Consider the following 25,965-nt stretch of genomic DNA (forward strand, 5'->3'; position numbering starts at 1 on the left):
CACACAACAACTACAACCAAAGGTTAATATCAAAAATAGAAACGAATCGCATCAGCTCCTCGAAATAGGAACAATGGTATAAATGCATCAAGTGATACCGCACCTACAGAGAAATTGAAAAATATTTTTGAAGATCGTTATCAAAACCATAACTACTATTTAGCGTGATTGAATTTAAATTAAAAGATATGAATCACCTCAAGGACTACTACATATTTTTCTAAAAAATCGTCCGAAATAGCATTGCAAATGTAGAAGTTACTGTTGTATTGATTAAAAATAAAGTCTTACATTCTTTGCGATCATTACAAAATTTGATCCAACTCAACAGTAATGATACTATAACTTTTCATATGGTGAGCGATTTAGTAAATATGAAGCAACTTGACACAAAAGAAGATTGCTTTTTTTTTAATTCTACAAGCACTATAACTCATTTAAAAAAAACGTGCATTTAGAAAATACTATTCTATGCCTTGTTGTGATGATCTACAATATCATTTATCCTTATTTCAAAGTAAATTAAAAATAATCAAACAAAAAATATATAGGTAGCAATGATTTAAAATTGGATCTATTATTATAAACCTAAAAGACAAATATCAGGGCGATGTTTTTTTTGCTGCTGATTTTTTATTGCTTTAACCATTAATTTTTTGATAATAAATACACAATCAACGTCTAAATGTAGTGTTCTAAAAAAAAATATTGTTTCGATTTATGCATTTTAAATCACATATTTTAACAATTAATACTCAGAATTATTTATATTTGACTCAATTAAATATTTAATTCGAATAGTTGTCTAAAAAATGTAGCGAATACGAACCCATTAATACTATAAAAATGGACACATACAACAAAGCTATGAGTGAATCTCAAATTACTAATCCTCTTTCTAAGGACGGCAGTTTGATAAATTTTCAAAACCTGATTTCACAGGCACCCGTTCCCATCACCATTTTTAAAGGACCTAATTTTATAGTAGAATCTATCAACAATAAAGCGCTAGAAATTTGGGATAAAACACATGACAAAGTAATTGGCAAACCACTTTGTGAATTATCTCCAGAAACAGAAGGTGGGTTATTACAAATATTCAATAAAATTTACAGTACTGGTGAACCCTTTACAGTAACTGAATATATGGTTTTACTCATGAGAAAAGGTAAACTAGACACTGCTTATTTCAATATACTAAATCAACCTTTACGAGATATAAATAATACTATTTACGGAATTATATCCATAGGTACTGAAATAACTGAAGCAGTACATGCACGAAAACAAATTGAAGTTAGCGAAAAACGATTTAGTAATATCCTTGCACAATCCTTAATTGCCATCGCCATTTTAAAAGGTCCGCAAATGATCGTAACATCTGCTAACCAAGCTATAATTGCTATTTGGGGAAAAGGAAATGATGTCATTGGTAAATCCTTACTTGAAATTTTGCCTGAAATAAAAGATCAAGTATTCCCTAGTTTATTGCTTAATGTATATGAAACAGGAGAACATTTTGTAACCAATGAAATTAAATGTATACTGCATCGCAATGAAAAACAGGAAGAATGTTATTTCAACTTAGTATACCAACCTTATAGAGATGTTGATGATTCTATTACCGGCATCACAATCTTGGCTACCGAAATTACGCAATACGTTCTAGCTAAAAAACAGATTGAAGAAAATGAAGAGGAACAAAAAAAATTAGCTAAACATTTTAAATTAGCAACTGACTCAGCCCGAGTTGGTATTTGGTCTCTAGACATCGCATCATTAACATTAGAATGGTCCACGATGCATAAAAAAATGTGGGGCTACGATGACCAGAAAGAAAACTTAACCTATTCGGACTGGCACAGCGTGATCGTCCCAGAAGATATAGAATTAGCTTTTCAAAAAATAGAAGAATCAAAGATTAACCATAACGTTTATGAAGTAGATTATCGTATAGCACGTGCTAATGATGGAGAAATTGTTTGGATCAAATCTACTGGTCACTATCACTATGATGAGTTTGGCCAGGCCCATACACTTACAGGCGTTAGTATTGATATTTCAAAACAAAAGAAGATCGATGAAGAATTATCTCAAGCAATCATTAAAGCTAAAAATGCAACGGCAACTGCTGAACATGCCGTAATAGCAAAACAACAGTTTTTATCCAATATGAGCCATGAAATCCGGACTCCTATGAATGCGATAATTGGCTTTACCAACGTTTTATTAAAAACAGATTTATCCGAAAAACAAACAGAGTGTTTAAAAGCAATACAATCCAGCGGCGATACACTTATTGTTCTCATTAATGACATTCTTGATTTAGCCAAAGTTGATGCAGGCAAAATGATTTTTGTTAATGAGCCATTCAAAGTATCCGAATTACTATCTAGTGTTATTCGTTTATTTGAAACAAAAGTTCAAGAAAGCAGCTTACAATTAATCACGGAATACGATGACAGAATTCCCGAAATTATTTTAGGTGATTCGGTTCGATTACATCAAATTCTAATTAATTTACTGAGTAACGCAATTAAATTTACCTCTGAAGGCAACATTACTATTAATGTGAATGTAAAAAGTGCAACCAAACAGAAAATTACAATTGAGTTTAAAGTTTCTGATACAGGAATTGGAATTCCTGCTAATAAAATTGAAACAATTTTTGAGAATTTTGAACAAGCACACGTTATTTCCTCTAATCTATATGGAGGTACTGGACTTGGACTAGCAATTGTAAAGCAACTTGTAGAAAAACAAGGAGGCACAATTACTGTAGATAGTAAAGTTGATGAAGGAACTACGTTTAGTTGTATATTAAATTTTCAAAAAAACACTGTTGATGCTATGAGTAATTTTGAATCAGAAAAAATAAATCACGACACAGCTAAAATTAAAAAAATTAAAGTATTGGTCGTAGAAGATGTTAAACTAAATCAATTATTGTTACGAACCATACTTGATGATTATAATTTTGAATGGGAAATTGCGGACAATGGACAAATAGCCATTGAAAAACTAGAAACAAATACCTATGATATTATTCTAATGGATTTGCAGATGCCCATTATGAACGGATTTGAAGCTACAAAATACATCCGCAATACAATGAATTTACAAATCCCGATTATCGCACTTACTGCAGATGTTACTACCGTTGATGTTGAAAAATGTAAATCCATTGGCATGAATGACTACATTTCAAAACCACTTGACGAAAAGCTATTGTATACTAAAATTTTGGATGTGCTAAATATTAAAGATAATAAACTGTAATGACAGATATGAATTATCACTTCAGAAAAGCTGAACTTTCTGAAATCATCCCCATTTGGGCCATTTTGAAAGATGCTATTGCCCGCCGAAAACAAGATGGAAGTACCCAATGGCAGGATGGGTATCCCAATCCAGAAATACTGCAAAAAGATATTGAAAAAGGCCAGGGATTTATTTTAATTTTAGGGGAAACTATCATTGGTTATTGTGCAATTCTAATTAATGATGAGCCTGCTTACAAAGCTATTGAGGGTAAATGGATCACTAATACTGATTTTGTGGTGGTACATCGTGTAGCTATTGCTACTAATCATCTAGGCCAAGGTTACGCTAAAATGATTATGAAACACATAGAGAATTTTGCGATAAACAATACCATTTATAGTGTAAAAGCAGACACTAATTTTGACAACATCGCCATGATCAAAATATTTGAAAATTCAGGTTATGTGTATTGTGGCGAAGTTTATTTTAGAGGAAGCCCTAGAAAAGCATACGAGAAAGTATTACACAAACAAGACTGATTGAAATTGAAAAACCGCACATTCGCAAATAAAAACAGTTAGTAACTGGTCCGTAATTTGCGAATTTGCGGTAGGTTCTTTTTAAAAAAAACTTAAAATACAGCTTCTTCTTCAGGAGTCGCTTCAAATTCCATGTAATCTACTATTTCTGCAGCTACCTCTGGTTTTGATGCTTTTAGTGCATTAAATTTTTCTAACTGTTCCAGTTCCCCTTCTTCACCACTAAAATAAGGAAAAACATCCATAATAGGAGATTCAGAAACCGCTGGTATGGTATAATCACCCATTGTTCCTTTCATTACACTGATGGTATTGTCATAGGCTTCCCTTACATCATTTGCTTGTATCAATAAGTACATGTTGGTCTTTCGCTCTTTACCGCTTTCTTCGTCATAGGCCAATAAAGAAACTTTGGATCTAAACCAACGATCTGCATTTTCAAAAGGATGAATCTCTGCATAATTAGCCACTTTTATATTCGTGATTTTAAATTCTTCACTAATATACGCCGACATTTCTTCATTGATCCTGCTTTCGGCTTCTGTGTAGGATAACGCGTCTACCAAGTACGGTTCTGTCGTAATCTTTTGTGCGCCAGTTTCATCTGTTTTTCTATATTTTGCTTTACATTCGTACCAAGTTGTGCTCATTTCTATTTTTTTAAGGATTTCAAAGATATATTTTAGAGGTTAAAAAAAGCATCATTCCTAAAATAGATATTCACAATTTTAACTGCTGTTTAGTTTTGTTCTACACTTCAATCTAGCTCTAATTATAACGTTAAAATTATGTTAAAAAAAAACTAAACAGTTGTTTAAATTAAACACTTGTTTAGTTTTGTTTTTGAAAAAATTAAGTTCCATTGAAAAGTAATTTTAACGATAAACAAATTCAAATCCTCGAAGTTGCAGAGACCCTTTTTGCAGAAAAAGGTTTTGAAGGCACCTCCATCAGAACAATAGCTAAAGTAGCTCAGATCAATGTGGCTATGGTATCATATTACTTTGGATCGAAAGAACGATTATTGGAATCCTTAATTGTTTATAGAACTTCGGATCTTAAAAATCAATTGGAAAATTTACTTCAAGAAGACTTAGAACCAATCGAAAAAATCAACAAGCTTATTGAACTGTACATCAATAGAATCAATAGCAACCGTGGTATTTACAGAATTTTACACTTTGAATTCACTTCTAAAAAAAGAGAACAAAATCTTCAAGCTTTTTCAGAATTAAGAAAAGGAAATTTAAAATCGTTGGAAACTATTATTGAAGAAGGTCAGAAAAAAGGTATTTTTAGGAAAGATGTTATTATACCACTGATAACACCTACTATTTTGGGCACTTTTTTTCATTTTCACATGAACAAACCCTTCTTTGAAAATTTATTAAACTTAAAAACCGAAGATTTATACAATAATTACATCAAAACAAATTTGACAAAGCATATTCAACAAACTATAAAAGCACTTCTAATTTATGAAAGTTAGTCCATTTATGCTCTTTGGAATTTTCTATATTGGAATTTCATCGGTAACAGCCCAAGAAAAAACAAGTTTAACATTGAACGAAGCCATTAATTTGGCCTGGACCAAAAGTAATGAGGTTACCTTGGCCAATACCAAAGTTAAAACGAAACAATACGAACTGCAATCCAAAAAAAATAATCAATATCCTGATTTGAAGCTTTCAGGTCAATACCAAAGATTGACTAATGCTGCTGTTGATTTTAAAATCAATCAAAATAATTCGGGCTCACAAGAACCGCAACCTATCGTCAATCAATTAATGATTGGACAATTGAATGCCAGTGTTCCTGTGTTTTCTGGTTTCAAAATACAAAATAGTATCAAAGTTTATGAGAACTTATATGAGGCTGAAATGGCAACAGCAACTCAAACTAAGGAAGATATAGCATTGCGGGTTATTGATTATTACGCAGGCTTGTACAAAGCTCAAAAAACAATTGAATTGTTAAAAGAAAATCAAAAAAGTGCACAACAACGCGTAACAGATTTTATAGAGTTAGAAAAAAACGGAATTATTCCTAGAAACGACCTTTTAAAGTCACAATTACAAGCTTCTAAAATCCAATTATCATTAGATGAAACAAACAACAACTTAAAAATCATCAACTTTTATTTGGTTACACTTTTGAAATTGAATCCAGAAACTAAATTGGAAATTCGGGAAAGTGATTTTGCTGATTTTCAAATGACTAATATCCCAACAAATGACTTACCAGCATTAGAAAATCGAAAAGATTTACTCGCGATACGTTTACAAGAAAAAGCAAGTGAGGCCAATATTAAAATAGCGAAAGGGGCATATTATCCTGCCATTGCAATTATTGGTGGCTATACTGCATTAGATTTGAGTAACGTAATTACCGTGCAAAATGCAATGAATATAGGTGTGGGTATTTCGTATGATTTAAGTGCTATATTAAAAAATGGAACGTTAGTAAAACTAGCGGAAAATAAGTTTATTGAAGCTCAAAACGCTGAGGCTATATTAACGGATTACATAAAAAGTCAGGTTCAAAAAGCAATTGAAGATTACGATTTAGCATTGAAACAAAATGTAGTTTATGAGCAAGCGGTAGAACAATCATCAGAAAACTACAGAATAATAAAAGATAAATATGATAATGGCCTATCAGACACCAATGATCTTCTTGAGGCTGATGTAGAACAATTGAGTTCTAAAATCAATAAAGCATTAGCAAGAGCCAATACCATTCAAAAATACTACGAGTTACTATCGGTAACTGGACAATTATCTCAAACCTTTACTATTTCAAAAAAATAATCATACCTACCATGGAAAAGAAAAAAACAAATAAAAAATTTATAATTATCCTAGTAGCTTTGGTAGTTTTAGGTGCATCATACGGGACATATAAATACATGCATTCCCTAGCTCATGAAGAAACGGATGATGCGCAAATTGAAAAAAACATGAATCCTATTATTCCTAGAGTATCGGGATATGTAGATAAAGTGTACATTAAAGACAATGATTTTGTAAAAAAAGGAGATACTCTTTTTACAATTGACAAAAGAGATTACCAACTAAAAATTGAGGAAGCTAGTGCTGCAATGGTGGGAGCTGAGGGAAATTTTGAAGTTTCTAAAGCTGATATTGGTAGTGCTTTAGCGAGTATTTCTGTTTCTGATGCCAATGTGCAATCAGCAGGTGGCAATATTGAATCTGCAAAAATTAGATTGGATCGTATAACCAGTGATTACAACAGATACAACAATTTGTATAAAAGCCATTCTATCACCAAACAACAGTACGAACAAGCACTGGCTGCTAAACTTGAAGCAGAAAGTCAAGTACGTGTTTTAGAGCAGCAACAAAGAGCAAGCGCGTTTCAAAAATCAGTTATTATTGCCAAATCAAAAGTTTCAGGTAAGCAAACCGAAGTTGCGGCTGCCAATATTAAAAGAGCAAAAGCACAACTGGATGCCGCAAAATTAAATCTTACTTACACCGCTGTAACTGCTGTGATTGATGGTCAAGTTTCAAAAATTGATATTCAGCCAGGACAATTAGTACAACCGGGACAGTCTTTATTTTATATCATCAATAATAAAGAAGCTTGGGTTATTGCTAATTTCAAAGAAACTCAATTGAACAAAATGGTTATTGGTCAAAAAGTAACTGTGAAAGTAGATGCCTATCCTGGTTACAACTTTCAAGGTTCAATCACCTCATTTTCTCCGGCTACAGGATCACGATTTTCATTACTTCCGCCTGATAATGCCACTGGAAATTTTGTGAAAACAATCCAAAGATTACCGGTTAAAATAAGTTTAAACACTACTAACGATCCCGAAAAAATAAAATTACTTCGCCCAGGTATGAATGTAGATGTAGATGTACATTTGAAATAAAAAACCTTTTTACAAGGTTCTAAAATGGCCAAAAAAGTAATGCCTTTTTTTAAAAAAATGATAGTTTACAATTAAGTATAAAATGGTACAAACAGGAGAAGATGATTTAGTAGAATATGGCTTTAGAAGAGTCATAATTACCATTACCGCCGTGCTTTGTGCTTTGCTTGAAATTGTAGATGTTACAATTGTAAATGTGGCATTAAACAATATGCGAGGTAGCCTTGGAGCATCATTAACTGATGTTGCTTGGGTTATAACGGCTTATGCCATTGCAAATGTGATTGTGATTCCTATGACGAGCTGGTTGTCACAACAGTTCGGGCGACGAAATTACTTTGCGGTTTCTATTATTATTTTTACCGTTGCTTCCTTTATGTGCGGTAACGCTAATAATATATGGGAACTAGTAGCCTTTAGATTCATTCAAGGTCTTGGTGGTGGTGCGTTACTCGTGACCGCACAAACCATAATTACAGAAAGTTATCCCGTTGCTAAAAGAGGAATGGCTCAGGCTATTTATGGTATGGGAGTGATTGTAGGCCCTACTCTTGGACCGCCATTAGGAGGTTATATTGTCGATCATTTTTCATGGCCGTATATTTTTTATATCAACATCCCAATTGGGATTATTGCCACATTACTAACACTTTCTTTTGTAAAAAGTCCAAAGTATGGAGATAAACTCAAGGCTAGCCAAGTCGATTGGTGGGGTATCTTTTTACTAACTGCCTTTATTGGTTCATTACAATATATTTTAGAACACGGACAACAAGATGACTGGTTCAATAACCTTACCATCATCATCTTAAGTGTAATAACTGTTTTGGGTTTAGTACTCTTTATTTGGAGAGAACTTACTTATGAGCATCCTATTGTAAACTTGAAAGTACTAAAAGATACCAATTTAAGAATAGGCACCATAATGTGTTTTATTCTTGGTTTCGGGTTGTATGGTTCCACTTTTATCATCCCCATCTATACGCAATCTGTCTTAGGCTGGAGCGCACTTGACGCTGGTTTATTATTGATCCCAAGTTCGATCACTACCGGAATTATGATGCCATTTATAGGCAAAATGATTCAACGTGGCGTACCGCAAGCCTATCTGGTTGCAGCTGGTTTTTTAACCTTTTTCTTTTTTACGTATTGGATGCAATTGGTTATTACGCCAGATTCTGGTGAAGAGCATTTGTATTGGCCATTGATCTTAAGAGGAGTCGGACTCGGGCTATTATTTGTACCCATTTCTACACTATCATTATCAACTTTAAAAGGTAAAAGTATAGGTGAAGGGGCAGCTTTTACAGGGATGATGCGCCAATTAGGAGGTTCTTTTGGTATTGCAATCATCACAACTTTTATCGCTCGATTCAATCAGGAACATCGTGTAAATCTAGTTTCTCATCTTAATTCCGCTTCTTTCGAAGTCCAAAAAACAGTACAGCAACTCAAATTGGGATTTATGTCCAAAGGCTATACGGAAAACGAAGCTTTGGCCAAAGCCTATAAAGCAATCGAATATAAAGTAATGGTACAAAGCTCTGTATTGTCTTACATAGACATTTTTTTATATCTTGGAGCATTATTCTTATTTTGCATTCCTTTCATCCTTTTGATCAAAAAAGGAAAAAACAAAATCAATCCTGCAGATGCAATGCATTAAAGATTGAATGCAAAAAACGCCGTTATCAAAATGATAACGGCGTTTTGTGTATTTATCTAAAAACGTTAACGAGTAAAAACCAAATTATTCGCTTTGGATAATGTAGCGTCAAATTGATACCCATCATAGTTGAATCCTTTTAAATCTTCTAAAGTTTGCGCATTTGTATCAATAATGTAACGCACCATCATTCCTCTCGCCTTTTTGGCAAAAAAACTAATTATTTTTAATTTTCCATTTTTATAATCTTTGAATTCCGGAGTAATTACTGGAACTTTAAGAGCTTTGATATCAACTGCAGAAAAATATTCTGTACTGGCTAAATTGACAAATAACTCCCCTTCTTGCAACTCTTTATTTAAAGCTTTAGTAATTGTAGGTTTCCAAAATTCATATAAATTTCTGCTTTCGCCAATGGGTAATTTTGTTCCCATTTCCAATCGGTACGCTTGTATTAAATCTAATGGTTTTAACAAGCCATACAAACCCGAAAGGATACGCAAGCTATCTTGCAAAACTTGTATTTTTTTTTGAGGTAAAGAATATGCATCTAAACCGATATAAACATCTCCATCAAAAGTATAAACTGCTGGACGCGCATTAGAGGTCGTAAAAGGTGTTTTCCAAACTTGATTACGCTTCCAATTCAAATCGGCCAACTTATCTGAAATACTCATCAAATCTGATAAATCAGCAGGTTTTTTCTCCTTCAAAACTTTGTGAACCTCTCTTGATTCTTTTAAAAATAAGGGTTCCGTGTGCAAAGCAGTAGGTAACTCTTTTTCAAAATTCAACGACTTGGCTGGTGATAGTACTATTTTCATACAGATTGCGCTGTAGAGCGCTTTTTATTAATTGTTTCAAAAGTACTAATTGAATTCAAGAAACCAAAAATCTTTAAATTGATTATTTAAATAGTGTTATAAAGGAATACCATCCGAAACCTAGTTAAATTATGTATTTTTGATTCAAACGTACCAAAACCTTATATCAAAATGAATCCAATTGAAATTAGAAAAGCGACAGTAGCGGATTTAGAAATGCTCCAAAAATTAAGTATTCAAACCTTTACAGAAACTTTTGCCGTTACCAATACTGCCGAAAATATTGCTAATTACATCGATAAAAGCTTCAATACTGAACAATTAATAACGGAATTAAACACTATAAAATCTCAGTTTTATATGGGTTTTTCAGATACAATTCCTGTTGGTTATTTAAAAGTAAATTTTGGAGAGGCACAAACCGAAATCATGGAAGTGAATTCGTTAGAAATCCATCGAATTTATGTTTTGCAAACTTTTCATGGCAAAAACGTAGGTAAATTGCTGCTTGACAAAGCTAAAAATATTGGTCAAACTAGTTGCGTTACTTCAATTTGGCTTGGAGTGTGGGAAGAAAATCATAGAGCACTTCGATTTTACACCAAAAATGGATTTGTAGTTTTTGACAAACATGACTTTATAATGGGAACTGACAAACAAACCGATTTAATGATGCAACTTATCTTGTAAAAAAATCTAAACTTCTACTATAATAACTGAACCTCAATCGATGAAAGTACATAGATTCCATTAGACATAATTGATCTGTAAAGTTAGATTGTATTGTTTACCGCAGATTCGCAAATTTTTCTAATGGTACTCTTTTAAAATTTGTAAATCTGTGGTGAGTGTTTTTTTTTTAAAGATAAAGTAGATGTATTGAAAGCAGATAGTTTTGAACTCTACTTTCAGACACAAAAGTTTTACCTCAAAATTGTTCCTTAATTAAACCTCATGAAAACTCAATTTGGTTTATTTTTGTTGCAAATAGTATAAAAATCATGAAACAAGATGTTATTATTGTTGGAGCTGGATTAGCTGGATTATCTGCTGCCGTTCACTTGCACCGTCAAGGCCGAAAAGTGCTACTGCTAGAAGCAACTGATCGTCCAGGCGGACGCATAAAAACCGATTTACATGAAGGATATCTTTTGGATAGAGGATTTCAAGTGCTATTGACCGCCTATCCAGAAACTCAAACACTACTTAATTACACTGATTTAAACTTAAAAAAAATGCTTCCAGGAGCCACTGTGCTGTATGATGGTGGTATTTTTGAAATTGCAGATCCTTTCCGAAGACCATCGGCGGCATTTGCAACGCTTTTTGCTCCTGTAGGTACTTTAAAAGATAAAATTAATACCCTTTGGTTGAAAAACAGGTTGCAAAATTTAAGCATCGACGAAATTTTCGAACAACCAGAACAAACGACACAAAAGCAATTAACCGAATATGGTTTTAGTGCAAAAATGATTGCGCGCTTTTACCGGCCATTTCTATCTGGGATATTCTTGGAAAATGATTTACTAACATCCCGACGTATGTTTGATTTTGTGATGAAAATGTTTTCTGATGGCGATGTTGCTGTTCCAGCATTAGGCATGGAGGAAATTCCAAAACAATTAGTCGCTATGCTTCCGCAAGGGAGTATTCAATGTCAGACGAAAGTAACAGCTATTGATGGAAACAAGGTGAAAACTGCGGATGGAAGCGTTTTTGAGGCCAACCAAATCCTTTTGGCAACGACCGCAAATACTCTTACTAGCCAGTTTTTGCCAAAGCAAAAAATGACTTCACATCAGGTCACCAATATCTATTTTGAAACCAATGAAGCACCTACTAAAAAAGCGGTGGTTTTATTAAATGCTTCTACCCAAAAGAAATGGGTCAATAATTTAACGGTTCTATCTAATGTTTCTGAAGCGTATGCTCCAAAAGGTAAAGTGCTTATATCGGTTTCTTTCAATGGAATTCCAACTGTTGATGACGCTACTTTGGCTGAAAATATGAAAGAAGAATTGAAACAATGGTATGGCGAAAAAGTAAATTTATGGAAAATGCTGAAAGCCTATCGAATTGAATACGCTTTGCCAACGCAAGAAAGTGTACGAAATACGATTGATACTTCCGAAATAAAAATATCAGATACGCTATTTATTTGTGGAGACAACTTGCTAAATGGTTCTATCAATGCTGCCCTAAAAACAGGAAGATTAGCCGCCCAAGCAATGATGAAATTTAAATAAATTAAAGCCTATCAAACAAAAACTATTTTCATAATTTGATCAATAAAAAAAACAAAATAAAGTACTAAAAAATCAACAACACCTTTTATAAAAATTAGTTTTTGAGATGCAATAAAGTAATCCAAATAAACTTTTTTATGAGTAGCCAAAACAGACAATGAAATTACTTATTTTTGTAAACTATTACCACCATAAAAAATAAGAATATTTTTTCATAAAGAGCTTCTTGATATCTATCAATTATACTTTTTGAAAATGGCACACCTATTACTTTAGCTATAATAAAAAATATGAAATTAGTATATACCCTATTAGTTGCATTTGTCTTAAACACTGTTTATTCACAACCTACTGATGCCTATTTTGAAAAAATTAGAAATAATGAAGCGCAGTTAACTGCTTTTTTCTCCCAAATGCCAAAAGGAGGGGATTTACACCACCATTTTTCTGGATCTATTTACGCAGAGCCTTTATTGCAACATGCTATAAAAGAAGACTTTTACCTCAACACTGAGACAATGGATGTACGCAAAGTCAAAGAAAATTCAGGGAATTGGTCTTTATTTTCTTCGCTCGAAGCAAATGGTACTCTGAATATATTTAAACAAAAAATAATGCAAAAATGGTCTGTAAAGGACTATAATTATGTGGATTATCCATCAGATAAATTGTTTTTTGAATCTTTTATGAAATTTGAACCGGCGATCAAAGGAAATTTTGGACAAGGATTATTGGAACTAAAAAATAGAGCCATTTCAGAAAATGTAAGTTACATTGAAACTCAATTATCTACAATTCCAACAACGATGATTACAGATGATTTGACATCATTCAATATAAAGTTGCGAAAATTAGCTTTGGTAAAAAACGAAAAAGCAATCACTACATCATTGGATTCTGTTTTCAATTCGTTACTAAAGAAAAATGCGGAGTCTTATGCTAAAGACTTCAATACCAATTTTGTAGCCAAAATGCACAATGATTTAAAAATTGATGACAAGCAATTTACCATGCGCTACCAAAATTTTGTATTGCGTTTTATGGAGCCGGTAGATTTGTTCAAGAATTTGGTAATTGCTTTTATATCGGCAAATAATAGTCCGCTAGTGGCGGGCGTTAACATTGTTTCTCCCGAGGATGGTGAAACGGCGATGAATGATTATTGGTTGCACATGCTGATGTTCAAGTATTGTCATGAGCGCTATCCAAATGTGAAGTACGCGATGCACGCTGGAGAATTAACTCTTGGATTGGTATTACCCGAAGATTTAACGTGGCATATTGGCGCCGCTGTTTATACCGCAGGAGCCAATCGTATTGGGCACGGAGTAGACCTAGCATACGAGAAAGATTCCTATAATCTACTGCGTTACATGGAAAAGAACTCCATTCCTATCGAAATTAATTTAGTGAGTAACGAATTTATTTTAAAAGTAAAAGAAGGCCGTCACCCATTTTCCTTGTACAAAGAATTTGGTGTTCCTATAGTTATCAGTACGGATGATGCAGGGATATTGCGTACCAATATGACTGAACAATATGTTTTATTAGCCAAAAGATATAAAGACGTTTCCTACTCAGATATCAAGCAATTTGTATACAACAGTATTAATTACAGTTTTATTAAAGAAGATACTGTAAAAAAGCAATTGCTTAAAGATTTAGATAAACGGTTTATAGTATTTGAAAATCAATTTTCAAAAATGTAAAATTTACTTTTTTTTTAAACAACGTACTGTTATTTTTATTTCTAATTCTGGCATTTGGGAATCGTTAAAATAAAACTACATCCTACTCCTTCTTCACTCTTGATGTATACCACACCACCTTTTTCCTCGACTATTTTTTTTACTATTGACAACCCAATTCCTGTACTTTCTTTTACATCACGAGCTTCAATAGTTTGAAAAACTTGAAACACTTTTTGTTGGTAAGCCTCCGCAATTCCGGGTCCATTATCTTTGATAGTAAATTCATGAAAATCAGTCAAAGAGTTATACGTACATTTAATTTCACCTATTGCTTTATCATTGTATTTAACAGCATTACTAATCAAGTTGGTAAATACTTGCTGCAATAAAATTCTTTCGGCTAATACAACTGGGAAATTAGTTCCTATTGAAATCTTAAAATTATCAGGAACTATTGAGTCTACTAATTGTTCTAAAAGTTCTTTTACATCAACGATTTCTTTTTCAATTTCAAGACGACCTATCCTTGAATATTCCAGAACACCATTGATTAAATTTTCCATTCTTGTTACTCTACGACGCAGTAAATCAAAATTTCCTTTTACTTTTTGCGGCATTTCAGGCATATCCTCAACAATCCATTCAGAGAGGTTGTAAATAGCTCTCAAAGGTGATTTTAAATCATGAGATACAACATGAGCATACTCATCAAGTTCTCTATTTTTCTTTTCTAAACTATTAAGTGCGGCTATAAGATTTTCTTCAACATTTTTTCGATATGTGATATCCGTCCCTATTGAAATATATTGATACGGAATACCTTTATTATTTAAAAATGGTACAATAGTTTTATTTTCCCAATAATAGGTCCCGTCTTTGGCTTTATGTTGTACTTCACCTTTCCAAGTAGTGCCGCTGTAAATTTTTTCTAAAATTTGTTTTCCAAAATCAGTTTCAAAAAAAGAATCCATATGTGGTTGTTCTTTTCCTAATAATTCTTCTCTATCAAATTTTGACAAGGAACAAAAATTATCATTAACATACATTAGTTTTCTTTCTTTATTAGCTATGGATACAATAGCTGCTTCATCAAGTGCAGCTCTAATGTCTTTAACTTCTTTAGATTTTTCGGTAAGATTTTGCTCGGCTACCGTAATATCTGTAACGTCTTGTACAACACCATTTAGTGCAATAATAGAACCTTTATTATCCATTACTGGTTCTCCCATAGCCAGAATGTATTTTATCCTTTCGTCTGGGAAAATTATTCTATAATTTATTTTGAACTTTTTACCTGTTTTTGACACCTCTTCAACAACATTATCCAAAACTATTAAATCATCCTTATGGATTAATGTTCGATAATTTTCAACCAACTCATCAGTTGGCATCTTTTTCATTTCAAAAATTCGATAATGCTCCTCAGACCAAATTAACTTTTTTGAAATAAAACTATAATTCCAACTGCCAATTTTTGCAATTTGCTGTGACTGATCTAGTAAATAATTTACATCTTTTAAATGCTGTTCTGCAAGTTTTTCTTTCTGAATATTTCTAGCTATTGCATATAAATTACCTGTTTCTGGATCTGGTGATGTGTTCCAACTCAAATTTATATAAGATCCGTCTATAGTTCTAAATCTATTCTCAAAATTTATGGTCTGCTTTAAGTCCGCTAGTTTTTCAACCTCCATAATCGTTTTTTGAACATCTTCTGGATGAACAAAATCGATAAAAGGCATTCCCTCTATTTCTTGTTTTTCATACCCTAAAACCGATTTAAAAGCTGGATTTACTTTGTAAAAAAGTCCATCTAAATTTGCTATGCACACTAAATCTTTAGAAAGATCTACGAAATTTTGCAACTCTTTTTGTGAGTTTAAGTATTCTAAATTTTTCTTTCTAGCATCAAGTAATGCTACCACTTGATTTGCTAAAAGTTGTAAAGCATTTTTTTGCTCTTCGTTTAATTTATTGGGTTTTGTATCAATAACGCAGAGAGATCCCATGACAAATCCATTTTTGTTTAGCAATGGAGCTCCTGCATAAAACCTTATATTTGGGTTTCCCACTACCAGTGGATTATCATGAAATAATTCATGTTCAGTGGCATTTTCAACCTCAAAAACATGATTGTTCATGATCGTGTATTGACAAAAAGAATCTTTTCGAGATGTCTCACTTGCATCAAGACCTACACTAGCTTTAAACCACTGTCTATTTTGATCAATTAAACTTACTAATGCTATAGGAACACCACAAATATAGGAGGCTAACTGAGTTATTGATTCGTATTCCTTTTCTGAAAAAGTATCAAGAATTCCATATTCCTTTAGAACTCTAAGGCGTTCAATTTCATTTTCAGGCGTTGGGTAAACTTTCATTTGAAAATATTTTGGATAACATCGAAATTTACAAATAAAAAATTGCATCAACAGTCCTTTACACATATTTATTCGCTGTTATCTCCTGTTATCAAATACAAAAATATTTGATACTGCCTTTTTCTAAACAAGAATGCTTTTTTACCTAAAAATAACCTTTAAATAAAATCAATACCTTTTTTAAAAAAAAATGTGATTTAATTTACAGGCGATTACGTTATCAACTCAATATTTATAATAGTACATCCTATTTAATAAATGTACCCTTCAAGATTTTATTTAAAATTAATCTCTAAAAAAAATACCTCCAATTGTATGATTCAATTGGAGGCAAAGTTTAAGCTAAAGACAAATCAGACTTACATTATCTTGGATTTAAAATTAGATCAATTCTTTTGATAGCATCTTCATAGTGGTATTTTGTTTCCGGATGTACTACTTTAGTTTTAGCAATAGATAATGCGAATTTCAAAGTAGTTAATTCTCCTCGAACCAATCCTCTTACATCTGATTGTGCTACATTATAATAGTCAGACGGACGTCCTGATTTTATTTCTTCTTTCATCAGATAACTCATTCTTTCAATATAGGCACGTTGTAAATTTCTTCTGTAAATAGTCACATTCGAACCTAAACTAGCTTCTTTCCAAATTCCTTTGCGCATATCACTCAGCAAATCCAATGCTTTATAATTAGCAGTACCCATAATTTCTGAATCTATTAATCGTCCCAAACGCTCAAAACTCAATAGTGCAATCAAATGTCTGGCTTGCAAATTTCGGAAACGTTCTGTGTATCCTGCATAATCAATATTTTTTAAAGTGCTCACATTTACCAACCACGTTGGCGAAGCAAAAGCATTAGCTTGCAACCATTGCATTGCTTCTTGCTGCTTTACTTTTGGTACAATATCGTAAATACTTCCTTTTTGGTTTGGCTTTTTAGCAGCCTCGTAAACACCTCCTACATTAGTTACTACATGCCCTACATACCTACCCCAAACGTCTAGCATCTCTTTATACAATTCCTCTAGATCTTCGTAATTATTAGTCACATCACTAGTCCATTCTGATAAATGTGCCGCTACATAGTGCAAATTTTTAAGTCCGTAAGTACCAGCCTTCATTGAATTATTTCCAATATCTTCTGTTTGTGAAGTAGGGTCAAAACTACTGCTTTGTTGCCCGTATTTATAGATAATATTTCCCGATTTTTCCATAATCCACTGGTCTAGGGTAGGTACCTCTGCCTCTGGAGAAATCGCATTTGGAATCACTCTATATCCCCAATTCGTAGCATAATGATCGTAAGGTCCCATTTGGCGGATAAAACGAACGTTTTTATCTCCGGGTTGAGCAATGTAGTTGAAACGAGCGTAATCCATCAAACTGGCTGCAATTCCGTTTTTCTGTGTAAACTCACCATTTCTATAATTTTCAGTATCATAGGCACAACTAGCACCCATATTATGAGGAAAACCTAGTGCGTGTCCTACTTCATGAGCAATAACCATACGCATCATCTCACCCATTTCAGCATCACTCGTATTTAATGTTCTTGCTGAAGGATTTGCAGCACCGGTTTCTAACAAATAGCGATTTCTATACGAACGCAAATGGTTGTGGTACCAAATTACATCGCTCTCGATAATTTCTCCAGTTCTAGGATCAGAAACGCTTGGTCCAACGGCATTACGAGTCGTGCTCGCCACATAACGAATTACCGAATATCGAATGTCCTCTGGACTAAAATCAGGATCTTGTTCTTTCGTTGGTGCGTCTTTGGCAATAATAGCATTTTTAAAACCTGCTGTTTCAAAAGGCTTTTGCCAATCTTCAATCCCTTGTTTGATGTACTTACGCAATTTTTCGGGTGTGGCAGGATCCAAGTAATAAACAATAGGTTTTATTGGTTCTACCAGTTCCCCTTTTGCATAAGCGATCGGATCTTTAGGCTCTAATCGCCAACGACGGATAAAGGTTTTACTGTCAGATTTCAATTCATTACTCCCATAATCAATTTGATCCATCGTAAACCATCCCACACGCGGATCGGCCAATCGAGGTTGCATTAATTTTTCAGGCAATAAAATCATCGACTGATTCATTTGAATGCTTATTGTTTCTGAGTCTTCTTGAACCGGTGGTTTAGAGGCATTGTACGTGAAATCTTGAATTACTTCAATGTTCATCGGAAAACTTTTCATCGTATTGATAAAACTACGAGAATCATCCATGCCTTTTACTTTATATGTTTCTCTCATTTCAGCTGATAAACCGCTAATCGCTTTTACATCAGTTCCATAAAACTTAGTAACATCAATTACCGTATTTGCAGAATCTTTACTAAATGCAACGATATCAAATGCAAATAAGGTAGGCTCATAATTATTGGATTTAACCGAAATACTGATCGGCAAACTGTCATTAGCAACTGCGCTAAAGGACTTTATCTTAATCAAGATTTTATCCTGAAAACGCTGCCAAACAATAAGTTGTTCATTTGTCTCTGAACCAGCATTAACATACCCACCACCTAAATTTGAAGGCAATTTTGACAACCGACTCACTAAAAGCATGTCTTTATCCAAGTACTTATTCGGAATTTCGAAAAAATACTTTTTGTCTACTTTGTGCACCGAAAACAAACCCTCATCGGTTATAGCATCTTTTGTAATTACTTTGCTATACTCCTTGATAGTTGTCTCTGGTTTCTTTTCAAGAGGTCGCGCTACAACAGCATTTTTATCTTTTTTCTTTTTCGATTGCGCAAATTGAGTAGTAGGTATTAGCATTGCAGTAGCAAGTGCTGTTAAAATGAAAAATTTCTTCATTTACAGGTTTTTTAGTGGTTAATCAATACCAAAAATAAATTTTAGTCGCTGTAAATTAAATAGTATTCAATGGTTTAACTTTTAATTAACAAAATAAAAACCAATTAAAAATTTCATACCAAAAGAAACAATACTGTTTTACTGCATACCTTCATTTTTGATTCTACCAAATAACAAAACTCTAATAAATACAAACTACTGCACCACGCTACATTTCCTGTTGTTTTACTCAGAACCAAATAGTTGTTGCCTTCAATTTTTTTTGTTTCATGAGATCCTATGAAAGGTACATTTATTATTGAACCGCCTTAGTCGAAGTGCCTACTGTAAGGTAGATGTGGGTATTTGGATGCAAAAACTCGATTCGGGTTTGCTGCTTGTTTATTCTCATTTCTACTCGCTCTTGCTCATTTTCTAAAGTGTAACTTGTGTAATTTTTGTCTGAAAAAAAAACACTTGAATTAATAATTTTATACTTCATTTTAGTAGAAGTAAGAAAGAGAACTACCTCTCGTTTTTGTATATCAAGGAATACAAAAGAGTATTCATTACCAGAAATATTGCACTCACCCTGCTTAAAAGGCTTCTCATCTACACAATACCGTTGTACGTTAAACACCTGTTCTTGAGCATAAATAGAGCCCGTAAGCAAGAACACAAAAATTAATTTTTTCATATATTGTACTGTTTTCAATATCCGAAATTGGATACCACTTACGCATTGCAAAAGATAAGCCACAATCTTTTTTAAAGTAAAATAAAAAAGAGACTCTACACCTTTTTCAAATGAATTGTACTAAAGAATGCCATAAAATAGGCTTATTTCCTTATTGCATCTCGGTTTTTATTTGTATTTTCGATTTTCAAAAACCTAAAACTTTCTTGTTTATATAAAAGTGAAAGTGATACGGAAACAATAAAAAAAATACAAATGACTTCATTTAGCAAAGAATTATCCTTTCGTTGGTCTGATTTAGACCCTAATTTTCATGTTCGACACAGTGCTTATTATGATTTTGGTGCGCAGCATCGTATAGAAATTCTAGAGAGTCTTGGTTTAACGATGAGCGTAATGCAAACGCAAGGCTTTGGTCCCATTTTGTTTAGGGAAGAATGTGTGTTTAGAAAAGAAATAAAATTGGGTGATACCATTTTCATGCACACCAAAAGTTCTAAAGTAAATGCCGATGCTTCGCGGTGGTCGATTGTTCATGAATTCAGAAATGATAAAAACCAACTTTGTGCAACTATCACTGTAGATGGCGCTTGGATGGATTTAAAACTAAGAAAACTAGCAGCACCAACTCCTGAAATTGCTATGGAAGCGCTTAGTGTTTTTCCTAAAAGTGAAGGCTTTGAAAGCATCTAAGCGGGTAAAATAAAACACTCCATATCCTAAAACAAGATAAGCGAAAAATTAAAGAAAAGTGTACCTATTATAAATCTTTAGAAACTAATTAAGACACATTACTGATCATTTTTATCTAGTAATTTTACAATATTTTTTTTGAATTTTATAATTTATTACAATTTCAATTTTTGATCTTTGTGCGTAATTCCATTTCTAGATTAGAGTACCATTCCTTTTTAAGTTGGTTCTTTAAAAAAAAACACACCTCATTTGAAAAGATATTTAAAGAAAAGTTTGAAAATTTTCCTTTGGATAATAGGATTTATTGTTCTGTTGTTCGTAGTACTCTTCGTAGTTATTCAAATACCATCTGTTCAAAATTATGCTAAAGATAAAGCAGTAACTTACCTAGAAGGTAAAATAAAAACGAAAATAAAAGTCGATAGCCTTGCTATTGCCTTTCCAAAAAAAGTAGTTCTTACTGGGGTATACTTTGAAGACCAAAAAAAAGACACTCTTTTTGCTGGAGAAAAACTAGCTGCGGATATCAGTCTTTTGCAGTTAATCAACAATAAAATAGAAATCAATTCCTTAGAATTAGTCGGAATCTCAGCAAATTTAAATAGAGATACTAAAGCTATTTTTAATTTTGATTACATCATAAAAGCATTTGCTGCGCCAGAAAAACAAAAGAGTGATTCGCCACCGCTGCAGTTTTCTGTAGAAGAAATTAAGCTCGACCGCATCCAGTTTAAGTATACGGATGCTGTTACAAAAAATAATCTTTATGCCAATTTAAAGCATTTTGAAACGAAAATTAAAACATTCGATTTAAACGAAATGAGCTTTGAAATTCCTAAAGCTAAAATCAACGGATTAAAATTGAAATTAAAGCAAGGTTTAGTTCAAATTTCCAATGCGACAAAAGTGGCAGCGATAAAAAATGATCCAGAATCCATCTTAAAATTAAAATTGGGTGAAATTGATTTGGCAAAAATTGATTTTGATTATGAAAGTGACGAAACCAAATTATCGACTCATTTTTATTTAAAAAAACTACTCGCCAAAATTGATAAAATTGACCTCAACAATCAATTTGCTATCGTTGATCTTCTAGAAGTAACAGGTGTAGAATGTGCTTTGGCTTTTGATCAATTAGATAAAATCAGATCTAAAAAAGAAGAAATAAATGCAGAATCTAACAACTGGGATGTCAAAATAAAGAAAACGGAATTCAAACGGGTAAATTTCCGTTATGATAACAATAATGTTGCAGCAGTTCAAAAAGGAATTGACTACAACCACCTAAATCTAACCAATGTAAATTTACAAGTTGAGGAATTAAATTACAATGCCGAAAATATTTCCGGAATTGCCAATTCATTAACCGTTAAAGACAAAAGCGGCTTGAACATTCAGTCCTTTAATGCGGAATTTTTCTACGGCAAAAAAAATGCTTTTGTTAAAAAATTATACTTAAAAACTCCTCAAACGGAACTAAAAGATGAAATTAGAATTGGATATCCTTCTATTGAGTCACTAGCCAAAAACCCAGGAGAATTAGGACTTATTGCTAATTTGAAAAAAAGCAAACTGGGAATTAAAGATATTTTACTTTTTGCTCCTACCCTGAATACTGTGAATCCCTTTATGAGTAATCCCAATGCAATATTGTTGATTAATGGAACTGTAAAAGGAAAATTAAAAAATATTGAGTTTCCAAATATCGAAATTAGTGGAATAGCAACAACTACGGTAGCAGCAAGCGGGAGAATCATTGGTTTACCAGATGTAAATAAAGCCTATTTTGACTTAGATGTTAAAAACTTACAATCTGGTTCGAAAGATTTTGTTGACTTTTTGCCAAAAGGTACCATTCCAAATTCAATTCGGTTGCCTTCAAAATTTAATGCCAAAGGTTTTTTTAAAGGAACCATTGCTAATTTCAACACTAATATGAATATCGCAAGTAGTTTTGGAAATGCAAAAATCAAAGCTACATTCGACCAAAGTAGAAAAAATTACGAAAAATATGATGCCCGAACGGAACTCAACAACTTTGATTTAGGGAAATTTATAAAAAATGACTCGATTGGAAAAGTAACTTTAAAAGCCAACATAAAAGGAACAGGATTTAATCCAAAAACGGCCACAGCATCATTAAACGGAACTATTTTAAAAGCGTATTACAACAAATACACCTACAGAAATCTTGCTGTAAAAGGAGCCATACGCAACGGAAACTTTAATGCAACTGCAGTTGCAAAAGATCCCAATCTAACATTTGATTTGGTAAGTAGCGGAAGTTTCAAGGACAAATATCCTACTGGAAAACTAAAACTGAATGTGGATATTGCTGATTTAGAAAAACTGAATCTGCATGCTGGCCCATTAAAATTGAGAGGTGTTGTAGATGCTGATATCCAATCGGCAAATCTAGATTACCTTAACGGAACGGTTTATGCACACAACATTACCATCGTAAATGCTAAAGAAGAATTTGTAATTGATTCTATTAGCGCGGTGGCAACATCGAGCTCTGAAAAGAACACATTGGTATTGAAATCACCGTTTTTGGATGTTGAGGCTGATGGAAAATACAAGTTGTCAAAAATAGCGACTGCTTTGTCAAATTCTATTGCTACATATTATACTAGCGCGTCAAATTTTAGAAAAACAGCAGTTGAGAAACAAGAATTTGTTTTTAAAATTGGTGTAAAGGACAGTCCAATTCTACTTAAACTTATTCCTGAATTGAAAAGTCTGGAACCAATAAATATTCAAGGAAGATATAATTCTGTTAACGACTCTATTGTTTTGAATGGTACAATTCCAAAATTAATTTATGGAGAAAACACCATCACAAATGCTGTCCTTAAAGTTGACACAAAAGACAATGCATTAGTGTACAGCTTTGTAGTTGATGACATTCAAAACAAACAAATACAATTGCCTCACACAAGCATTACCGGTAAAGTACAAAAAAATATTGTGGATTATACGGTGCAATTAAAAGATGCAAAGGATAAAGAAAGATACTTAATTGCAGGAACATTAAAAGCTACCAACGGAAACAACGATATCAATCTTAATCCAAATAATTTACTGCTGAACTATGAATCTTGGAAAATAACACAAGATAATTTAATTCGCTTTGGTAAAAACGGTATTTATGCTGATGACTTCAAATTGAGTAAAGAAGGTAGTCAAATTAGTCTACAATCACAATCGCAGCAAAGAAACGCTCCGCTAGCAATTGATTTTACAGATTTTGATATAAAAACCATTACCAGTTTTGTAGAAAAAGGGGATTTACAGATGAGCGGTAAAATCAATGGAAATGCGTTGGTCAAAAATATAAGCACTACACCTCTTTTTACTTCGGACTTAAACATTGAAAATTTTACTTTCAAAAAAGACACTGTCGGAAACATTAGTATCAAATTAAATAATGCAATTGCAAATCAATATGACGCTGTAATTGCCATTACTGGTCAGGGAAATCAAGTTAATCTAGAAGGGAATTACAAAACTAAAGACAGCAGTTTTGATATGAATCTAGATATTGATAAATTGAATTTAAAAAGCATTCAAGGTTTTACACTCGATAATATTACGGAAAGCACAGGATTCTTGACTGGGAATTTTAAAATTACGGGCAATACAAATCAGCCTAAAGTAATTGGAGAATTAAAGTTCAATGAAATTGGTTTCAAAGTGAAGCAGCTCAATGCAACATTCAATTCTTTGAATGATAAAATTTTATTTACAAACGATGCTATTCTTTTTGATAATTTTATAATCAAGGATGAAAAAAACAATGATCTCGCCATAAACGGAAAAATTGATAGTGCTAATTTCAGTAATTTTGGCTTTGACTTAGCCATCGATGCTGATAATTTTAAAGCAATTAATTCGAAAGAAAAAGACAATGCTTCCTATTACGGCGAATTGTATTTGGACAATCATTTGAAACTATCTGGGAATTTAGACAATCCTATTGTAGAAGGAAATATCAAAATTAATAAAGACACAAAATTTACTATTGTTATACCGCAGTCTGACCCTTCAATTGCGGATAGAGAGGGAATTGTAGAATTTATCGATCAAGACAATCCTAAATTAGCAAGCACTATCACTTTAGACGAGTTAAAGAGTGAAATGGACATCAAAGGTATCAATGCATCAGTAAATATTGAAATCGATAAAGATGCCGAACTATCACTGGTTATTGATAAAGCAAATGGGGATTTCCTAAAATTAAAAGGAGAAGCGCAATTAAACGGCGGTATTGATCCATCAGGAAAAACGACATTGACCGGAAGATATGAATTATCTGAGGGTAGTTATGAAATGAATTTTAATGCAATCAAAAGAAAATTCGACATCAAAAAAGGCAGTTATATTCTCTGGACTGGAGAACCTACCACGGCGGATATCAATATTACTGCAGTCTACAAAACAGAAGCCGCTCCCCTTGATTTAATAAATGATCAATTAGGTGATGTTACCGCTGAAATAAGAAATACGTACAAACAAAAAATTCCTTTTGAAACCGAATTAAAAATGACTGGTGATTTGATGAAGCCAAACATTTCATTTGACATTATTTTACCTGAGGGCAATAATAGTGTTTCTACAGAAATCATCAATGCTACGCAAGCCAAATTGACACAATTGCGTCAACAACCAGACGAGTTAAACAAGCAAGTTTTTTCCTTACTGTTATTGAATCGATTTATAGGAGAAAATCCTTTTGCTAGTGAAACTGGTATTGCTAGCGTGTCCTCGATTGCAAGAGAAAGCGCCAGTAAAATTTTATCGCAGCAATTGAATAACTTAGCGGGTGATTTAATTGAAGGCGTAGAATTGAATTTTGATTTGAATACCTCAGATGATTACACCACTGGTCAACGCGAAAACAAAACTGATTTAAGCATAGGAATTTCAAAGAAATTATTGAATGATCGATTAAAAGTCACTTTGGGAAGTAGTTTTGGGATAGAAGGTCCACAGCAAGTGAATCAAAACGCTAATAATATTGCTGGTGATGTTTCTATTGACTACCAACTTTCTAAAGATGGAAGATATAAAATGCGAGCCTACCGCGTTAATAAATACCAAGTAGCCTTGCAAGGAGAAGTTGTAGAAACTGGAATTGCTTTTATAATCACCTTGGATTACAATAAATTCAGTGAGTTGTTTCGCAAAAATGAAGCGAAAAAAACAAAACAAAAACAGAAAAAGAATTAAAAAAAGAAATTCG

16 protein-coding genes are annotated in these 25,965 nt (G+C 32.9%); 11 read left to right on the forward strand and 5 right to left on the reverse strand.

The annotated features are described in order from the left end of the window. Positions 1-846: 846 nt before the first annotated feature. Both ACNQGO_RS03155 and ACNQGO_RS03160 read left to right on the forward strand, forming a co-directional pair. On the forward strand, positions 847-3,279 hold the full coding sequence (locus tag ACNQGO_RS03155) for a PAS domain-containing hybrid sensor histidine kinase/response regulator (RefSeq protein WP_417984123.1): 2,433 nt from the start codon (positions 847-849) through the stop codon (positions 3,277-3,279). Between the two features lie 8 nt (positions 3,280-3,287). Further along, a complete protein-coding gene (locus ACNQGO_RS03160; RefSeq protein WP_417948212.1) occupies positions 3,288-3,803 on the forward strand; it encodes a GNAT family N-acetyltransferase in 516 nt (171 codons plus the stop codon). A gap of 92 nt (positions 3,804-3,895) precedes the next feature. Here the strand turns inward: ACNQGO_RS03160 and ACNQGO_RS03165 are convergent, their stop codons facing one another. After that, entirely contained in the window at positions 3,896-4,453 is a 558-nt protein-coding gene (locus ACNQGO_RS03165) for a DUF4494 domain-containing protein (RefSeq protein WP_417984124.1), read from the reverse strand. Positions 4,454-4,665: 212 nt separating this feature from the next. Here ACNQGO_RS03165 and ACNQGO_RS03170 point away from each other — a divergent pair, with 212 nt between their 5' ends. The 4 genes from ACNQGO_RS03170 to ACNQGO_RS03185 all read left to right on the forward strand — a co-directional run bounded on the left by ACNQGO_RS03170 (position 4,666) and on the right by ACNQGO_RS03185 (position 9,370). Then, positions 4,666-5,292: a TetR/AcrR family transcriptional regulator gene (locus ACNQGO_RS03170; RefSeq protein WP_309758311.1), complete on the forward strand. Its 627-nt coding sequence runs from the start codon at positions 4,666-4,668 to the stop codon at positions 5,290-5,292. Further along, complete coding sequence (locus ACNQGO_RS03175; protein WP_417984125.1) at positions 5,282-6,613, forward strand: TolC family protein; 1,332 nt, start codon at positions 5,282-5,284, stop codon at positions 6,611-6,613. Before ACNQGO_RS03170 ends, ACNQGO_RS03175 begins: the two co-directional genes overlap by 11 nt. An 11-nt stretch (positions 6,614-6,624) precedes the next feature. After that, positions 6,625-7,704 carry an HlyD family secretion protein gene (locus ACNQGO_RS03180; protein WP_417984126.1) on the forward strand — a complete coding sequence of 360 codons (1,080 nt, stop codon included), beginning with the start codon at positions 6,625-6,627 and terminating at the stop codon, positions 7,702-7,704. Positions 7,705-7,786: 82 nt separating this feature from the next. Then, the gene (locus tag ACNQGO_RS03185) at positions 7,787-9,370 is read left to right on the forward strand and encodes an MDR family MFS transporter (protein ID WP_417984127.1); all 1,584 of its coding nucleotides are present in this window, start codon (positions 7,787-7,789) and stop codon (positions 9,368-9,370) included. Positions 9,371-9,435: 65 nt separating this feature from the next. On the opposite strand, the gene yaaA is transcribed toward ACNQGO_RS03185, so the two are convergent. After that, positions 9,436-10,194 (reverse strand): peroxide stress protein YaaA, encoded by a 759-nt coding sequence (gene yaaA / locus ACNQGO_RS03190; protein WP_417947933.1) that lies wholly within the window; start codon positions 10,192-10,194, stop codon positions 9,436-9,438. Between the two features lie 171 nt (positions 10,195-10,365). Between yaaA and ACNQGO_RS03195 the strand changes: the two genes are divergently transcribed. The 3 genes from ACNQGO_RS03195 (at position 10,366) to ACNQGO_RS03205 (ending at position 14,149) form a co-directional block, all read left to right on the forward strand. Then, a complete protein-coding gene (locus ACNQGO_RS03195) occupies positions 10,366-10,884 on the forward strand; it encodes a GNAT family N-acetyltransferase (protein WP_417984128.1) in 519 nt (172 codons plus the stop codon). A 308-nt stretch (positions 10,885-11,192) separates the two neighbouring features. Next, positions 11,193-12,440 (forward strand): NAD(P)/FAD-dependent oxidoreductase, encoded by a 1,248-nt coding sequence (locus ACNQGO_RS03200; RefSeq protein WP_417984183.1) that lies wholly within the window; start codon positions 11,193-11,195, stop codon positions 12,438-12,440. Positions 12,441-12,730: 290 nt separating this feature from the next. After that, positions 12,731-14,149 carry an adenosine deaminase gene (locus ACNQGO_RS03205; RefSeq protein WP_417984129.1) on the forward strand — a complete coding sequence of 473 codons (1,419 nt, stop codon included), beginning with the start codon at positions 12,731-12,733 and terminating at the stop codon, positions 14,147-14,149. Positions 14,150-14,190: 41 nt separating this feature from the next. On the opposite strand, the gene ACNQGO_RS03210 is transcribed toward ACNQGO_RS03205, so the two are convergent. From ACNQGO_RS03210 to ACNQGO_RS03220, 3 genes are all read right to left on the reverse strand, one after another. After that, positions 14,191-16,515, reverse strand: coding sequence for a GAF domain-containing sensor histidine kinase (locus tag ACNQGO_RS03210; protein ID WP_417947423.1), 2,325 nt, complete (start codon positions 16,513-16,515; stop codon positions 14,191-14,193). 364 nt (positions 16,516-16,879) lie between these two features. Further along, the gene (locus ACNQGO_RS03215; RefSeq protein ID WP_417984130.1) at positions 16,880-19,348 is read right to left on the reverse strand and encodes a zinc-dependent metalloprotease; all 2,469 of its coding nucleotides are present in this window, start codon (positions 19,346-19,348) and stop codon (positions 16,880-16,882) included. A gap of 295 nt (positions 19,349-19,643) precedes the next feature. After that, the gene (locus ACNQGO_RS03220) at positions 19,644-20,024 is read right to left on the reverse strand and encodes a hypothetical protein (protein ID WP_417984131.1); all 381 of its coding nucleotides are present in this window, start codon (positions 20,022-20,024) and stop codon (positions 19,644-19,646) included. Positions 20,025-20,279: 255 nt separating this feature from the next. Between ACNQGO_RS03220 and ACNQGO_RS03225 the strand changes: the two genes are divergently transcribed. Next, on the forward strand, positions 20,280-20,717 hold the full coding sequence (locus ACNQGO_RS03225; RefSeq protein WP_417978460.1) for an acyl-CoA thioesterase: 438 nt from the start codon (positions 20,280-20,282) through the stop codon (positions 20,715-20,717). 276 nt (positions 20,718-20,993) lie between these two features. Continuing rightward, a complete protein-coding gene (locus tag ACNQGO_RS03230; RefSeq protein ID WP_417984132.1) occupies positions 20,994-25,952 on the forward strand; it encodes a translocation/assembly module TamB domain-containing protein in 4,959 nt (1,652 codons plus the stop codon). Positions 25,953-25,965 lie beyond the last annotated feature (13 nt).

Origin of the sequence: Flavobacterium frigidum (assembly GCF_048286735.1) — a bacterium.
Lineage (GTDB): Bacteria > Bacteroidota > Bacteroidia > Flavobacteriales > Flavobacteriaceae > Flavobacterium.

Coding starts and splice junctions, on each gene's coding strand:
- ACNQGO_RS03155 (WP_417984123.1), top strand. CDS start 847: ATGGACACATACAACAAAGCTATGAGTGAATCTCAAATTACTAATCCT.
- ACNQGO_RS03160 (WP_417948212.1), top strand. CDS start 3,288: ATGAATTATCACTTCAGAAAAGCTGAACTTTCTGAAATCATCCCCATT.
- ACNQGO_RS03165 (WP_417984124.1), bottom strand. CDS start 4,453: ATGAGCACAACTTGGTACGAATGTAAAGCAAAATATAGAAAAACAGAT.
- ACNQGO_RS03175 (WP_417984125.1), top strand. CDS start 5,282: ATGAAAGTTAGTCCATTTATGCTCTTTGGAATTTTCTATATTGGAATT.
- ACNQGO_RS03180 (WP_417984126.1), top strand. CDS start 6,625: ATGGAAAAGAAAAAAACAAATAAAAAATTTATAATTATCCTAGTAGCT.
- ACNQGO_RS03185 (WP_417984127.1), top strand. CDS start 7,787: ATGGTACAAACAGGAGAAGATGATTTAGTAGAATATGGCTTTAGAAGA.
- yaaA (WP_417947933.1), bottom strand. CDS start 10,194: ATGAAAATAGTACTATCACCAGCCAAGTCGTTGAATTTTGAAAAAGAG.
- ACNQGO_RS03195 (WP_417984128.1), top strand. CDS start 10,366: ATGAATCCAATTGAAATTAGAAAAGCGACAGTAGCGGATTTAGAAATG.
- ACNQGO_RS03205 (WP_417984129.1), top strand. CDS start 12,731: ATGAAATTAGTATATACCCTATTAGTTGCATTTGTCTTAAACACTGTT.
- ACNQGO_RS03210 (WP_417947423.1), bottom strand. CDS start 16,515: ATGAAAGTTTACCCAACGCCTGAAAATGAAATTGAACGCCTTAGAGTT.
- ACNQGO_RS03215 (WP_417984130.1), bottom strand. CDS start 19,348: ATGAAGAAATTTTTCATTTTAACAGCACTTGCTACTGCAATGCTAATA.
- ACNQGO_RS03220 (WP_417984131.1), bottom strand. CDS start 20,024: ATGAAAAAATTAATTTTTGTGTTCTTGCTTACGGGCTCTATTTATGCT.
- ACNQGO_RS03225 (WP_417978460.1), top strand. CDS start 20,280: ATGACTTCATTTAGCAAAGAATTATCCTTTCGTTGGTCTGATTTAGAC.